Source organism: Corynebacterium pseudodiphtheriticum (assembly GCF_023509295.1).
GTDB lineage: Bacteria > Actinomycetota > Actinomycetes > Mycobacteriales > Mycobacteriaceae > Corynebacterium > Corynebacterium pseudodiphtheriticum.
In genome coordinates, this window is record NZ_CP091864.1 from 1,871,832 (window position 1) to 1,885,658 (window position 13,827).

14 protein-coding genes are annotated in these 13,827 nt (G+C 55.6%); 1 reads left to right on the top strand and 13 read right to left on the bottom strand.

Annotated elements, in window-relative coordinates; translation table 11 throughout:
• Positions 1-228 precede the first annotated feature (228 nt).
• The 9 genes from groL to glmS form a co-directional block, all read right to left on the bottom strand.
• The gene (gene groL, locus L9H78_RS08360) at positions 229-1,848 is read right to left on the bottom strand and encodes a chaperonin GroEL (protein WP_027017538.1); all 1,620 of its coding nucleotides are present in this window, start codon (positions 1,846-1,848) and stop codon (positions 229-231) included.
• A 16-nt stretch (positions 1,849-1,864) separates the two neighbouring features.
• Complete coding sequence (gene groES / locus L9H78_RS08365; RefSeq protein WP_126844147.1) at positions 1,865-2,164, bottom strand: co-chaperone GroES; 300 nt, start codon at positions 2,162-2,164, stop codon at positions 1,865-1,867.
• Positions 2,165-2,384: 220 nt separating this feature from the next.
• Positions 2,385-3,443: a tRNA (adenosine(37)-N6)-threonylcarbamoyltransferase complex transferase subunit TsaD gene (gene tsaD, locus L9H78_RS08370; protein ID WP_249617656.1), complete on the bottom strand. Its 1,059-nt coding sequence runs from the start codon at positions 3,441-3,443 to the stop codon at positions 2,385-2,387.
• On the bottom strand, positions 3,440-3,964 hold the full coding sequence (gene rimI, locus L9H78_RS08375) for a ribosomal protein S18-alanine N-acetyltransferase (protein ID WP_249620774.1): 525 nt from the start codon (positions 3,962-3,964) through the stop codon (positions 3,440-3,442). Before rimI ends, tsaD begins: the two co-directional genes overlap by 4 nt.
• A 116-nt stretch (positions 3,965-4,080) precedes the next feature.
• Positions 4,081-4,827, bottom strand: a complete 747-nt coding sequence (tsaB, locus tag L9H78_RS08380) for a tRNA (adenosine(37)-N6)-threonylcarbamoyltransferase complex dimerization subunit type 1 TsaB (RefSeq protein ID WP_249619829.1) — start codon at positions 4,825-4,827, stop codon at positions 4,081-4,083.
• 2 nt (positions 4,828-4,829) lie between these two features.
• A complete protein-coding gene (locus tag L9H78_RS08385) occupies positions 4,830-5,300 on the bottom strand; it encodes a hypothetical protein (RefSeq protein WP_021351942.1) in 471 nt (156 codons plus the stop codon).
• A 135-nt stretch (positions 5,301-5,435) separates the two neighbouring features.
• Positions 5,436-6,005 (bottom strand): tRNA (adenosine(37)-N6)-threonylcarbamoyltransferase complex ATPase subunit type 1 TsaE, encoded by a 570-nt coding sequence (gene tsaE / locus L9H78_RS08390; protein WP_064834642.1) that lies wholly within the window; start codon positions 6,003-6,005, stop codon positions 5,436-5,438.
• Positions 6,002-7,114 (bottom strand): alanine racemase, encoded by a 1,113-nt coding sequence (alr, locus tag L9H78_RS08395; protein WP_249619830.1) that lies wholly within the window; start codon positions 7,112-7,114, stop codon positions 6,002-6,004. The genes tsaE and alr overlap by 4 nt, the downstream gene beginning before the upstream one ends.
• An 81-nt stretch (positions 7,115-7,195) precedes the next feature.
• Entirely contained in the window at positions 7,196-9,067 is a 1,872-nt protein-coding gene (gene glmS, locus L9H78_RS08400) for a glutamine--fructose-6-phosphate transaminase (isomerizing) (RefSeq protein ID WP_249619831.1), read from the bottom strand.
• A 91-nt stretch (positions 9,068-9,158) separates the two neighbouring features.
• Between glmS and L9H78_RS08405 the strand changes: the two genes are divergently transcribed.
• Positions 9,159-9,998: a dienelactone hydrolase family protein gene (locus tag L9H78_RS08405; RefSeq protein WP_249617661.1), complete on the top strand. Its 840-nt coding sequence runs from the start codon at positions 9,159-9,161 to the stop codon at positions 9,996-9,998.
• An 18-nt stretch (positions 9,999-10,016) separates the two neighbouring features.
• Here L9H78_RS08405 and L9H78_RS08410 read toward each other — a convergent pair whose 3' ends face one another.
• The 4 genes from L9H78_RS08410 to glmM all read right to left on the bottom strand — a co-directional run bounded on the left by L9H78_RS08410 (position 10,017) and on the right by glmM (position 13,818).
• Positions 10,017-10,331: a hypothetical protein gene (locus L9H78_RS08410; RefSeq protein WP_249617662.1), complete on the bottom strand. Its 315-nt coding sequence runs from the start codon at positions 10,329-10,331 to the stop codon at positions 10,017-10,019.
• The gene (locus tag L9H78_RS08415; RefSeq protein ID WP_249619832.1) at positions 10,325-12,004 is read right to left on the bottom strand and encodes a hypothetical protein; all 1,680 of its coding nucleotides are present in this window, start codon (positions 12,002-12,004) and stop codon (positions 10,325-10,327) included. The genes L9H78_RS08410 and L9H78_RS08415 overlap by 7 nt, the downstream gene beginning before the upstream one ends.
• Positions 12,001-12,315 (bottom strand): hypothetical protein, encoded by a 315-nt coding sequence (locus tag L9H78_RS08420; RefSeq protein WP_035000469.1) that lies wholly within the window; start codon positions 12,313-12,315, stop codon positions 12,001-12,003. Before L9H78_RS08420 ends, L9H78_RS08415 begins: the two co-directional genes overlap by 4 nt.
• Positions 12,316-12,474: 159 nt before the next feature.
• A complete protein-coding gene (glmM, locus tag L9H78_RS08425; RefSeq protein ID WP_249619833.1) occupies positions 12,475-13,818 on the bottom strand; it encodes a phosphoglucosamine mutase in 1,344 nt (447 codons plus the stop codon).
• Between the last annotated feature and the right edge of the window lie 9 nt (positions 13,819-13,827).

The window sequence follows — 13,827 nt, forward strand, 5'->3', positions numbered from 1 at the left end:
TCGATAATTTATTCGACCCTATTTCTGCTGGCTCCCCGCAGAGAATATCTTTCTCCGTTAGCGATAGTCCGAACATTGCCTCCGCGCCATAGGGGAACCGCAAAACCAGAAAACCGCCGAAAGAACCAGGTTATTACCCTGGCGCTTCCGGCGGTTCAGGAAAATTCCCGCTAGAAAGATTGTTAGCACAGCCGACAGATCGTGCACAACTGGCTAGCAAGCAGCGGCTTAGTGATGATGATGGCTGTGTCCAGCCTCAGAGTTCTCCGACTCTGCAGGTTTGTCAACAACCGACGCCTCCGTGGTCAGCACCATACGGGCAACCGAAGAAGCGTTAACCACAGCAGAGTGCGCAACCTTTACGGGATCAATGATGCCGCTTTCAATCAGGTTGCCGTATTCCAGGTTGGCGGCATTAAAGCCTTCGCCATTAGCCATTTCCGCGACGCGGGAAACGACCACAGCGCCGTCTTCACCAGCATTGTGGGCAATCCAGAAAGCCGGCTTGGTCAGCGCGCGGGCTACCGATTCCACACCCACGCGAGCTTCGCCTTCGAACTGCTCAGCATAAGACTTCAGCGACTCAGCGATCTGCACCAGCGCGGAACCGCCGCCAGCGATCACGCCTTCTTCCACCGCCGCACGTGCGGCATTGATAGCGTCTTCTACGCGCAGCTTGCGCTCGTTTACCTCGGTCTCAGTAGCAGCACCAATGCGGATTACAGCAACGCCACCGGAAAGCTTTGCCAGACGTTCTTCCGCCTTCTCTTTATCCCAAGTGGAGTCGGTGGCTTCGATCTCGCGGCGGATCTTCTCGCGGCGTTCCTCCAATGCAGCATCGGAACCGGCGCCGTCGACAAGCACGGTCTCGTCCTTTTCGACGGTGACACGACGAGCAGAGCCCAGCACTTCCAGGCCTGCTTCATGTAGATTGACACCAATTTCTGGGTCAACCACGGTGGCATCGGTAACCACTGCCAAGTCATCCATGAACGCTTTCCGACGGTCACCAAAATATGGTGCCTTCACGGCAGCGACCTTGAGAGTCTTGCGGATAGCGTTAACCACCAGCGCCTGCAGGGCTTCGCCCTCGACATCTTCGGCGACGATCAGCACCGGCTTGCCAGCCTCGGCGATCTTTTCCAGCAACGGCAAGAAGTCCGGCAACGAAGAAATCTTGTTGCGCACCAGCAGCACGTATGGATCATCCAAGACGGCCTGCTGAGTTTCCTGGTCCGTCACGAAATATGGCGACAAGAATCCCTTATCGAAAGCTACGCCTTCGGTGACCTCGACGGAGGAATCCATGGACTGCGATTCTTCCACGGTGACCACACCGTCTTTGCCGACCTTGTCCATCGCGCCAGCGACCATCTCGCCGACTTCACTGTCACGAGAGGAAACGGTAGCGACCTGAGCAATTTCCGCGCTGGAATTAACCTGAGTGGCCCGAGCCTTCAGCTCTTCCACGGTTTTTTCTGCAGCTGCAGCAATACCACGGTTCAGTTCCACAGGGTTGGCACCAGAAGCAACGTTGCGCAGGCCCTCGAAGATCAGAGCTTGTGCCAACAGCGTAGCGGTGGTGGTACCGTCACCGGCAACATCGTTGGTTTTCACCGCAACGGATTTCACCAGCTGCGCGCCGAGGTTCTCGAAAGGTTCCGAGAGATCAATATCGCGGGCGATAGTAACGCCGTCATTGGTGACCAGGGGGCCACCAAATGCTTTATCCAGCACGACGTTGCGACCACGAGGGCCGAGAGTGACCTTAACGGTGTCCGCAAGCGTGTCGACGCCCGCCTGCAGGTGCTCCCGAGCCTGTTGATCAAAAGCAATGAGTTTTGCCATAGTGGCTTACTCCCCCTTACTTTTCGATAACTGCCAGCAGGTCACGAGCCGAAAGCAGCAGGTATTCCTGGCCGTCATACTTCAGCTCAGTGCCGCCGAACTTGGAGAAGATGACGGTGTCACCTTCATTGACGTCTGGTTTTACGCGCTCGCCCTTGTCGTCGGTGCGGCCTGGGCCAACAGCGATGACGGTGGCTTCTTGTGGCTTTTCCTTAGCAGAGTCTGGGATGACCAGGCCGGATGCCGTGGTGGTTTCTGCTTCTTTAATCTGCACCAGAACTTTGTCTTCGAGCGGTTTGATGTTTGCCACGATGATTCCTTTCGTGAAATCAGGTCCAATGCGTGCTCTCACCTATGTGACCAGCACGCGAAGCTGTTATGTGCCGGTTGTGGATGTCCAGCACAGCCGTCGTCGCGGGTGAACAACTGTGGGTCAAACAACCTATTAGCACTCTACCTACCCGGGTGCTAAGTGACAACTATCTTGAGCGTAGCGCTAGCAACTTGCCTCTCGCTTGCCATTCGCTTGCCAACGGCTAGTCTGCCCCTAATTCCAACGCTGGATCAGTGGCAATATCCCAGTTTGCAGGCTGCATACCATGCGCAATTTGCTGTGCAGCCGCTGCAGCAATCATCAAACCGTTATCCGTGCAGTATTCAAACCGTGGAATTCGCAAACTAATACCTGCAGAATCACAACGCCGCTGCGCTAGCTCCCGCAGGCGTGAGTTCGCGACCACTCCACCACCAAGTAATAGCGTGTTAGCACCAGTGTCTTTACACGCCAGCACAGCTTTTTTGGTCAGTACGTCGCAAACAGCTTCCTGGAAAGAAGCACACAAATCCTCGGCATTGATCGATTCACCATTGCGCTCAGCTTTTTCCACGAACCGCGCCACCGAAGTCTTCACACCGGAAAAGGAAAAATCATAACGATGCTCACCGCGCAAATCCTCCGCCCGGGACAACCCCCGTGGGAAATCAACGGTGACCGTGCCTTTTCGCGCCAACTTGTCAATCAATGGCCCACCCGGATACCCCAAACCTAGTAACCGCGAGACTTTATCGTAAGCCTCACCAGCAGCGTCGTCTAGCGTGGCACCCAGTTCCCGGTACTGCTGTTTCGCAGCATCAACTTCCAACAATGAGGTATGCCCGCCCGAAACCAACAGGGCGACGGCATGCGGGAGCTGCTCGCCTTCCAAGTTCGCTACCGCAACATGGCCGGCCAGATGGTTCACGCCATAAAACGGGACGCCCCACCCCGCAGCGTATGCCTTCGCACCAGCGACACCAACCAGCAAAGCACCTGCCAAACCCGGACCAATGGTGGCAGCCACGGCATCGGGCTTGTCGATGCCAGCCTCATCCAATGCTTGTTGCATCACCTGCGGCAGGGCTTCCAGATGCGCCCGAGACGCAATTTCTGGGACGACACCACCAAAACGCGCGTGTTGTTCCATAGAACTTGCCACTACATTGGCCAAAACCTCAATGCGCGGTTGGGTGCTGGCAGAATTTCCGTCATCTGTGTGCAAGCGGACGATACCGACGCCAGTTTCATCGCATGAGGATTCAATTCCGGCAATAATCATGGAGCGTCCTTTCGCTGCAATTCCGCTGGGTTCGCTGGCCGACCGTTCGCTGGCCGACGCATCGTGTAAGCATCACCGCCACCCGCATAATAGTTTTTTCGAAGCCCCAGGGTGTCGAATCCATAGGCTCGATACAGGCCAATCGCGGGTTCGTTGTCAGTACGGACCTCTAAAAACACCGGCGCCGAGACGCGATCCGCAACATAACAAAAATTATCCATGAGTAACCGGGCCACACCGCGACGCTGCGCTCGTGGATCAACTCCGATGGTATGAATTTCAAACTCTGGATCATCACTTGGCCCCAATTGCGCCAAACCTGCATACCCCACTAGAACGCGCGCCGGAGGCTTGCCCGGCTCTTGGCTCGCCACGCCTTCCACCCCCAAGTAAAAGGTATGCGCCGAGGCAAACTCCGCGCGGAAATCAGCTTCCGTCCAGGGGTCTTCATTAGCAAACAACTCGCGTTCTAGCTGCGCGCACCGGTGCGCATCAGCCGGACCTAGTTCACGGAGACGCAGCTGTTCCAAAGCCAGGCTCGCAGGGCCAGCGGCTTGTGTGCTCGGGCGCTTGCGAGCCGAGTTCCCGCCACCTTGGCTATCCATCATTGGTTGCTCTGCTCATCGGTTGTTTCTGCTCATTTATTGTTCTGCTCAGCCCAACGCAACGCGGCAGAAACCGGTTTGGCGGCTGGTACTTTCGCATCTGGGCGCCGAAGATACAACGGAGTCAACGGCTGCGGGGCAACTGCGAAATCCGCCACCGCAACCAGTCCACGAGCACTAGGAACCGCCGGAACCTCTTCTTGCTGAGCAAGCGCCCGCAAACGATCCGGCAGCCGCGCAGCAATAGTCGGGTTGGCCAGCACACGGGAAACTTCCGGCTGCAAGATTTCGGCGGGCCCGACTTCCGGTCCCGTGACGCGTTGGGCACCACGATAGGTCGCCCAGTAGGTCTCTCGACGACGCGCATCAGTGGCGACCAATAAATGCTCTTCTGCTGAAGCAGAAGCCTGCTGGGCGCGCCAGGCAATCGCATCATGCGAACAAACACCATACACCGGCACCTGCAAAGCATGACCGAGACCAGAAGCCGTCGCCATGCCCACACGCAAACCACTAAATGGCCCGGGCCCGCAGCCAACCACAATGGCGGTAAGCTCGTGCAATTCACTTCCATTGGATTCCAATAACTGGAAAATCGTTGGCATCAGCAGCTCATTGTGCGCGCGGGTGTTTTCCACCGCGTTCTCAGTGGCATCACTGCTGCCGTCGGCAAGCGTGTGCACCAAGCCTGTCACCAGTGTGGGTGTCGAAGTATCCAGGGCCAGCACACGGTGATCCGCGGTACCCCGAGAAGACGATGTGGAAGGACTAAACGACATAATTACCCGATGAAGTTCCAGGTTCCTTCTTCATCTTTTTCCAAGTGGATGATGGCCTGGGTTTGGAATGGCCCCTGCAACGGAATGGTGCAGAGGTTGACGTTGTGAATGGACATCTTCTCCACGTGGTACTCACCGTTTTCTTTCGCTACCAGCAAGTAGTTATCGTGCTTGTCAATCTCACCGTTGACCAGGTTGAACTCTGCCGGGTTCAAACCACTAACCAACAATTCCTGCTCCGTAACACCGGGGCATACGAAGGTTCCAGCAACCCATTCCTCGCCGAAAAGATCGGCTGGCGAAATGCCGGTGGTCGACAAACCTTGCTGTTCTACCTTATGTAGAGTCCCAGCGAACGATTCCTTCGGCGCGGAATCGTCTTGTGCCAATGCAGCTGCCCCAACCATAGTTGCCAAGGCCAGACAGAACAGTGCAACAAGGGTACCGATGATGGCTCCGCCGTTTTTCGGCATACAAGCTCCTTAAAAATAAAACAGACATGGGGTCTTTGCCGTGCAATCTGTCTCAAGGATAGCGCGTAGCCCGACAGCTCCAAGAAACGGGGTTTCCGCCTAACATCCCCTTAGCAACATTGTGGCGACAACTTCTTAGTTTTCCACCCAACGCCAGGTAATGATACGCGTTTCAGAATCCGGATCGCTCACCGCTGCGGTTTCGCGATCCAGCTCAACCAATAAATAACGACGAGTCAGAGCTTCCACCAACCCCGCTCCCCATTCCGCAACCACGACGGAAGTTTCTAAATCAGTATCCAGATCTAGTGCGTCCAGCTCTCCCCAAGGATCAGCTGCAGCAGTGCTACCATCTAGCTCTTGCCCCACAGGTGATTCGGTGGCTGAAGACACGGGCTGGTGAGCAGATTCACCGAGCAAACGGTAAGCGTCGACATGCACTAAATCTGGGGCCTCTGACCGACGCGCTCGATGCACTCGCGCAATAGTAAAGGTGGGACTTGTCACCCTGCCACGCACATCCATCCCTTGGGCAATGCCCTGGGTGAGCGTAGTTTTTCCGGCGCCGAGAGCACCTGCCAAGATAACGACGTCACCAGCAACCAGCGTAGAGCCGAGATATGCGCCGAACTCACGAGTGGCATCAGCGGTGGGCAACTCGACGGTGCCAGACTGCGAAAAATCTAGTAGCGACAATGCACTCATAGCTGGATTCCCCCTTCATACTCGCGAACAGTGCGCCCGCCAGGGCGAGTCACGATCTCATAATTAATAGTTCCCGTAGCATCAGCTAACTCCGTGGCAGACATGCCACCTTCCCCAAACAACACTGCTTCATCACCCGGTTGCACGCCGAAGGGGTTTTCGCCAAGATCCAGCAAAATCTGATCCATGCATACTCGCCCAACCTGCGGATAACACTTCCCAGAAATACCTACCGCAAGATGCCCCTGGATACTGCGTGGCAAACCATCAGCGTAGCCACAAGGAATAACCGCCAAATACCCCGTCTTTCCTGCCCGCCAAGTCAAGCCATAGGAAGCGGCTTCACCTGCGGTAATGGGCTTGACGTTAACGACAGTACCGGCCCAAGTCATCGCCGGGCGCAAGTCATACGCGAAACCAACAGCGGGTTGCAACCCATAGCAGGCAAGGCCCGGGCGAACTTGTTGAAAATGAGTATCAGGGAGCTGCACGGTCGCGGCCGAATTAGCTATATGGTTGACCGGAACCTCCAAGCCCATGGCGCGCGCTTGCCTAATTGCGGCGCGGAATTGCTCAAGCTGTGCGGTATTAGCGGGATTATCCGGCTCATCCGCACACGCCAGATGTGACATCAACCCGCGCACGTCCAGGTGTGGGGCATTTTTCGCCATCTCGAAGGCACGCTGCCAATCAGCGGGATCAATGCCATTGCGATGCATCCCTGTTTCGACTTTCAGCGTGATCGTCGCAGGGATGCCAGCGTTAACGAGCACGGCCAGGTGATCTAATGATGGCGCAGCCAACTGGATGTCGTCGGCAAGAGCATCTGCAACTACCTGTGCAGCATCCTGGCTCGCGGCATCCCACAACCACGCCATGACCGGTAGTTCTGTACCGAGTTCACGCAAGCGTTGGGCTTCGGCGATCGTGGCCACACCAAAAAGGTCAGCCCCTGATTTTTCCATTACCGGAACCACGCGCTCCATACCGTGACCGTAAGCGTCAGCCTTGACGACGCACATCAGCTGCGCTTCGCCTGCCGCCCGCTTAAGCACACGGACATTGTGGGCGATGGCATCCAAGTCGATGCGAGTGCGCAGCATGTTCATACGTTCGGCTTTGCTCTTTCCGGCGACGGCGGGTTGCTTAACTCAGGTTTATGCACACCAGATCTATTCCACGGTGCAGGCTTATTCCACGGTGACGGACTTCGCCAAGTTACGTGGCTGGTCGACGTCATAACCTTTTGCTTCAGCCACCGCGCAGGCAAAAATCTGCAGCGGCACGGTGGCCAGCAATGGCTGCATAAGTGTCGGCGACTGCGGGATGCGAATGATGTGGTTAGCGTAATCCTCCACGGCAGTATCGCCTTCCTCGGCAATCACAATAGTTACTGCACCGCGGGCTCGGATCTCCTGGATGTTCGAGACAACCTTAGAATGCAGCACATCACGTCCACGTGGTGATGGCACAATAACGAAAACCGGCTGGCCTTCTTCTACCAAGGCAATAGGCCCGTGTTTGAGCTCACCTGCAGCGAAACCTTCGGAGTGCAAGTAGGCGATCTCTTTCAACTTCAACGCACCCTCAAGCGCAACCGGGAAACCGACGTGACGGCCCAAGAACAACACGGTGCGCGCATCGTACATCTTCTCCGCGATAGACTTCACATCGCCCTCAGCATCAATGACCTGCTGAATCTTTTCCGGCATCTGGCGCAGCTCGTTGAGCACGGCATGCACCTCGTCAGAGAACATATTGCCGCGCAACTGCGCAAGGTAGAGACCAAACAAATAGGTTGCGGCAATCTTCGCCAGGAAGGCTTTGGTGGAAGCAACCGCAATTTCCGGACCTGCGTGCGTGTAAAGCGCTGCGTCAGATTCACGCGGGATCGAGGAACCACGGGTATTCGAAATCGCGATAACCTTGGCCCCTTGCTGGCGGGCGTGGCGCACAGCCATGAGCGTGTCCATGGTTTCACCAGACTGTGACAGGGCAACGACGAGGGTCTTTTCATTGACGATCGGGTCGCGATAACGGAACTCATGCGCCAATTCAACCTCGGTCGGGATGCGGCACCAGTGTTCAATCGCGTAGCGAGCAACGTGCCCGGCATAAGCTGCGGTACCGCAGGCAATCACGATGATCTTGTCGACTGATTTCAAAATCGACTCGTCGATGCGCACCTCATCCAACGAGAGCTGGCCATTTTCATCGAAACGGCCCATCAGGGTATCGCGAACCGCAGCGGGCTGGTCATGGATTTCTTTGTCCATGAACGAGGCATAGCCACCCTTTTCTGCGGATTCTGCATCCCACTCCACTTTGAATTCGCGCGGCTCGACGACGTTACCGTCATAGTCGGTGATCTCGATGTCATCGGCAGTAACAGTAACCACCTGATCATTGTCGATGATCACGGCATCTTTGGAATAGTCGATAAATCCAGAAACATCCGAGCCCAGGAAGTTCTGGCCTTCACCACGACCAATCAGCAACGGCGAGTCACGACGGGCAGCCACAATCCGGTCAGGTTGATCAACGTGCATGGCCAACAAGGTGAATGCACCCGCAAACCGGCTAGCGGTACGACGCATCGCTTCTGCCAGATCTCCGTTGGCCTCGGTAGCGAAAACGTCGGCAAGCAAGGTGCCTGCGACCTCGGTGTCCGTGTCTGAGACGAAGTTATAGCCTTTGTCTTTTAGCTCGCGTTTGATTTCCGCAAAGTTTTCGACGATGCCATTGTGCACGACGGCGACTTTGCCGTTCCCCACCACGTGTGGGTGCGCATTGACGTCACTGGGGCCGCCATGGGTAGCCCAGCGCGTATGACCGATGCCGAGAATGGAATCCGGCAGCGGTCGCTTCTTCAATTCTGCTTCCAGGGAAGCAACTTTGCCAGCTTTTTTACGCCAGGCGATCTGACCGTCTGCATAAACTGCAACACCAGCGGAATCATAGCCGCGGTATTCCAGGCGTGATAGGCCTTCCATCACCACGTCAAGAGCATAAAACTCACGGTCAGCGCCAGGGTGTCCCACATATCCAACGATTCCACACATGAGCTGGATACTACATTACGTAGAAAAATCGTGATGGCGCGCCTCTTACTCGTCGTCGCTATACAGGACGCTATACATTAGGCTGTTCTGTGTGAGTCTTAAAAAGCAGCTAGCAAACGTGTCCAAGCGCGGCCCGCACCGTGTGCTGGTCGGCGATTTAGATTATGCCGGCCTACCCGGCAAAGTTTATGCCCCAGCCGAAGGCAATTCTCTGCCTGCCGTTGCTTTTGGGCATGACTGGCGGATTTCGCTGAAACACTACCGCCATACCCTGCGGCATTTGGCTAGCTGGGGCATTGTAGTGGTCGCACCTGAAACCGAAATGGGTATGTGGCCAGATCACCGAGATTTCGCATCTGATTTAGAAACTTCGTTGCAAATTGCTGCCGGCGTGAAACTAGGCCAGGGCAATATCACTGTCAGCCCAAACAAGTTAGGTGTAATCGGCCACGGAATGGGCGGCGGTGCCGCTGTGCTTGCAGCCTTGGAAAATGAAAAGGTGCAATGCGTAGCCGCACTGTACCCTGCACAAACCTCACCTTCTTCACAAGACGCAGCTAAATATATTGACAAGCCAGGCTTAATCATCGGCCCAGAAGATACCGATATTTTCTCCGCTGGTAACCCACCACAGATGGCACAGAACTGGAACGGCCCAGTCTGCTACCGCGCGGTTGATAATGGCAAGCAAGCAACGTTTAGTGAAGACACCCTACGGAAGCTTTTCTTAGGCATTGGCATAGGAAAAGCTTCTGCCGTAGAAACCGCGCGAGGCCTGGTCACTGGCTTTTTGCTGCACCAGCTCAACGACGACAAACAATACTCCGATTTTTCTGATCCAGAAGCGGACGGAAAAGGATTCAGCAGTGTTACCGGCGATGAGCTGGAAGAAGAGCAAAAACCCTCTGGGTTGTTGGGCAAGCTGTTCTAATCCAGTAATCCCTCATCTTTAGCCAGGTCCGCGACGCAACACAGATTTCACTTGCCGCGGCCTAGCAGCTCCCGCCGCATCCCGCATGTGGCTTATTCGATTCGCCGTTGGGCTCGCTCGTTTTGTCCGGGCCTGCTGTGGGTTCTGCGGCGGACCGTACTCGCCGCTAGTCCGGCCACGCCCCTGCTGCGGATCCGACGATTTTTTAGCTTGCGTTTCTGCCTGTTTTTCTAAATCTTGCTGGGCTTTTTCTAACTTGTTTTCAAATTCCAGCAGGCGCTTAGCTGTGCGCTCCCGGAATTTTTCAGCGAATTCTTGAAATTCCATTACCATTGTCCCATTCTGTGCGTGTTGCCGCCTGCTTTCTCAGCTTCTTTTTCTCCATCACCTGGCTCATGAGCAGCAGAATGATCGGGCTCTGCAGGTGTCTCCGGTTCGGGTTGCGGGGCTGGGGTTGCAGGTTGCGATGGTTGCACCGGCTCTGGTGCAGGTTCTGGTTTCGACTGCGTCTCCGGTGCTACCTGTGCTGGACCAGAATGGAACTGCTTTTTGTCCACAGAATGTTCCGGCATTGGTTTTTCAATAACCTCGTCTTTTGGTTCCGGCTCTGGTTTCGGCTCAGGCTCCGGTTGTGGTTGAGGATCTGGTTTTGGCTCAGGCTCCAATTGTGGTTCCGGCTTTTCCTCGGGTGGGCACTCCGGCTCTGGTTCAGGTGGGCACTCCGGTTCCGGTTCCGGCTCTGGTGCAGTTTCAGTTTCACACGGCTTAGAAGGTGCACAAGGCTCAGCAGCTTGCACCGTTTGTGGTTCTTGCGCTGACGGCTGGTCAGGCGCTATACCTTGGGTTTCTGGCTGGGATGGAACAGCCTCGCAACGAAGCTGCTCCAAACACTCAGCAGCCAGATCTTGCACCAGCTGTGCCCCCATCACTGCCATCCCAAGACCTACCCGAGCCAATTCACCGACGCATGACTTGGCGACCTCACAACCAAGCTGCACGGAACTAGCCGTATGCGTTAGTGGTGCTGCGGGATCCAGCTGCTCAGGCTCTGGCAACGGAGTGAGTTGTGGCTCGGGTGTGTTTGGCACGCACTCTGTCCGTAGCTGTTCATCTGTGACCTTTTGGGAGGCCCCGGACGTTTCGCAGTACTCAGCAGCGGAGCCGCTTGTCCCGGTCGGACCTAGTTTCTGCTCTGTGGCCGTCTTACCTTCCGCTTGGCCAACTGAGGGGCTCGGCTGGCTCGGTGTCCCAGGTTCGCACGAGGCAGTTGAGATTGGCGGAGCACCTTCTGGTTTTTCCACTGCTGAGGTAGATTCTGCAGTGTTTTGTTTGCCGCCTATTGCCGGGCTGGATGCTTCCGACCCCTGCTTTGGTGGCTCGACGAGTTCTTTTTCACATAGCTGCTCACACCTACGCAAAAACTCTTCATAACAGCCACAGATAGCATCATCTCGATCACCAATCATGCGCATGAACGCCGACACCGCAGGTTCGATCACCATACTGGCCAACGTTCCCACCATGCCGGTAATCCGCATGATCGGATGCAGGCGCAGCAAACGGGTCACCAACTGAATGATTGGTATCACCGACCCCAGAATCTCTGATAACCCAATTTCTGAACTATCGCGGATATCGTCCACGGCAGTGCCGCAGGACTGAGCATCATCGGTGAACTTCTTGCTCGCTACTTCATCTTCTTCGTGATCCGACTGAAAATCGCGCAACCTTTCTTCCAGACGACCTCCGGCAAGCTGCATCCCCGAACCGGCAGTCAAGATGTCTAAGACGTAGCTGAATCCATCGCCCTTATCTCGTCTTGCCCCAGATGCTGCCGAGGACTGAGCTACCAGTTGCGAAGAATCCAGTCCATCTACCCTGCCAGCAGCTTCCCGCATGGTATCCACAACACCCACCGGTGGCTGATAACTACCGCCGGATACTACAGAAAGTTCTGCCAAGCACTGCTGAAAATCATTAAGTAATCGATTAATCGCTACGCTCATCGAACCCGTCCCACCTGCTGTGCACTAAATGGTGCTGCATTGTGGTCATCTCGGACGCAGAAATTATCGCATTCTACAATGCCCGACTGCGCAGTTTGCTGGCGTCGGTAGATCCGTGCACTCCCCTGCGCATGCACAGCTTCGAGTGCTGCTGCAATACGCGCACCATAATGGCTAAAACCCTGACCAGCAGCCTGAGAGGGATAAACCGGCCGGTCAGCAGCATGCGCGTGCTGGTGCTCATTATCAGCATGAACTACGTGGCGGAATCCCTCACGCAATGCCTCATAGTCAAAATCGACATTAGACATGAAAAACCGCACCTCCTTTTTCTCCACTGCAAATCTGGGGGCACATAATGTGCACTATTTACCCAGAAAGACGAGCAGAATCATCCAACGTTTTCTCTCGCCCATATTGGACTGCAGAAGTAGAGGTGCGGTTCCCGGAGAAATATTTTCGGGGAATTTTTATACTGCAGAGACCACAGCCGCGAGTTGACCTGCAACTTTCCGTGCAGTTTCTTCTTGTTCTGCTTCCACCATCACGCGGAATAATTCCTCGGTACCAGAAGGCCGTAACAACACACGTCCACCGTTGCCCAGCTCTTCTTCAGCCTTGGCAATAGCCGCCCGGACGTCGTCGTTGCCCATGATCACAGATTTATCCGAGACCGGAACGTTAATCAGCACCTGCGGAAGCACCGTCATGACCCCAGCAAGTTCTTGTAAGCTCTTGCCGGTTTTGACCATCTGCGACATCAACAGCAAACCAGTCAAAGTGCCGTCACCAGTCGTGCAGTGCTCTGGCAGAACGATGTGACCGGATTGCTCTCCGCCCAAGGCGAACCCACCGTCATGCAGTGCCTCCACAACGTAACGGTCGCCGACCTTGGTCTGGATCATCTCAATTCCTTGCTGCTCCATAGCCAGGCTCAGTCCGAGATTCGACATGACCGTGGCTACCAACGTGTTGTGGCGAAGGTCAGAGTCATTTTTCATGCCAACGGCCAAAATCGCCATGATCTGATCGCCGTCGACGACATTGCCTTCGGCATCGACAGCCAAGCAGCGATCCGCATCACCGTCGTGCGATAAGGCCAAATCCGCACCATATTCCTTCACGGCTGCCTGTGCCTTCTCGATGTGCGTAGAACCGCAGTCATCATTGATGTTGTAGGCATTAGGCGCGTTGTAAATCGCATCGACGCGAGCCCCAGCTGCCGCATAGGCTTCAGGAGCGATCTTAGAAGCGGCGCCATTTGCACAGTCGACGACAACGTGCAGGCCGCTAAGATCCGTCGCACAAATTTCTTGCAAATGCGTCAGGTATCGTTCATGTGCATCCGGAGATTCCTCAACCACGCGCCCAATGGCAGAGCCAGTAGGGCCGGACTCCGCTAATACATTCATGCGCGCTTCAATTTCGTCTTCCACGTGATCCGGCAACTTGCGCCCACCAGCGGAGAAAAATTTGATGCCGTTATCCGGCATCGGGTTGTGCGAAGCAGAAATCATCACGCCCATATCCGCGCCGTAGTCGTCGGTAAGAAACGCCACCGCGGGTGTGGGAAGTACGCCTACGCGCAACACATCCACCCCACGAGAAGCCATGCCTGCAGCCATCGCAGCAGCGAGCATCTCTCCGGAAACACGCGGGTCACGGCCAATGATGGCAGTTGGACGACGCCCCTGCCTATCGCGTTGCGAAGTCAGTACTTCTGCCGCTGCTGCGCCCAAACGCAAAGCCAGCGGAGCGGTGAGTACCTCATTAGCGTGGCCACGGACACCATCGGTTCCAAATAGACGAGTCATGCCCTCAAT

What these genes read in the sequence shown, in the direction of transcription:
- groL (WP_027017538.1), bottom strand. Translation starts at nt 1,848, where the DNA reads ATGGCAAAACTCATTGCTTTTGATCAACAGGCTCGGGAGCACCTGCAG.
- tsaD (WP_249617656.1), bottom strand. Translation starts at nt 3,443, where the DNA reads ATGATTATTGCCGGAATTGAATCCTCATGCGATGAAACTGGCGTCGGT.
- tsaB (WP_249619829.1), bottom strand. Translation starts at nt 4,827, where the DNA reads ATGTCGTTTAGTCCTTCCACATCGTCTTCTCGGGGTACCGCGGATCAC.
- L9H78_RS08385 (WP_021351942.1), bottom strand. Translation starts at nt 5,300, where the DNA reads ATGCCGAAAAACGGCGGAGCCATCATCGGTACCCTTGTTGCACTGTTC.
- tsaE (WP_064834642.1), bottom strand. Translation starts at nt 6,005, where the DNA reads ATGAGTGCATTGTCGCTACTAGATTTTTCGCAGTCTGGCACCGTCGAG.
- alr (WP_249619830.1), bottom strand. Translation starts at nt 7,114, where the DNA reads ATGAACATGCTGCGCACTCGCATCGACTTGGATGCCATCGCCCACAAT.
- glmS (WP_249619831.1), bottom strand. Translation starts at nt 9,067, where the DNA reads ATGTGTGGAATCGTTGGATATGTGGGACACCCTGGCGCTGACCGTGAG.
- L9H78_RS08410 (WP_249617662.1), bottom strand. Translation starts at nt 10,331, where the DNA reads ATGGTAATGGAATTTCAAGAATTCGCTGAAAAATTCCGGGAGCGCACA.
- L9H78_RS08415 (WP_249619832.1), bottom strand. Translation starts at nt 12,004, where the DNA reads ATGAGCGTAGCGATTAATCGATTACTTAATGATTTTCAGCAGTGCTTG.
- L9H78_RS08420 (WP_035000469.1), bottom strand. Translation starts at nt 12,315, where the DNA reads ATGTCTAATGTCGATTTTGACTATGAGGCATTGCGTGAGGGATTCCGC.
- glmM (WP_249619833.1), bottom strand. Translation starts at nt 13,818, where the DNA reads ATGACTCGTCTATTTGGAACCGATGGTGTCCGTGGCCACGCTAATGAG.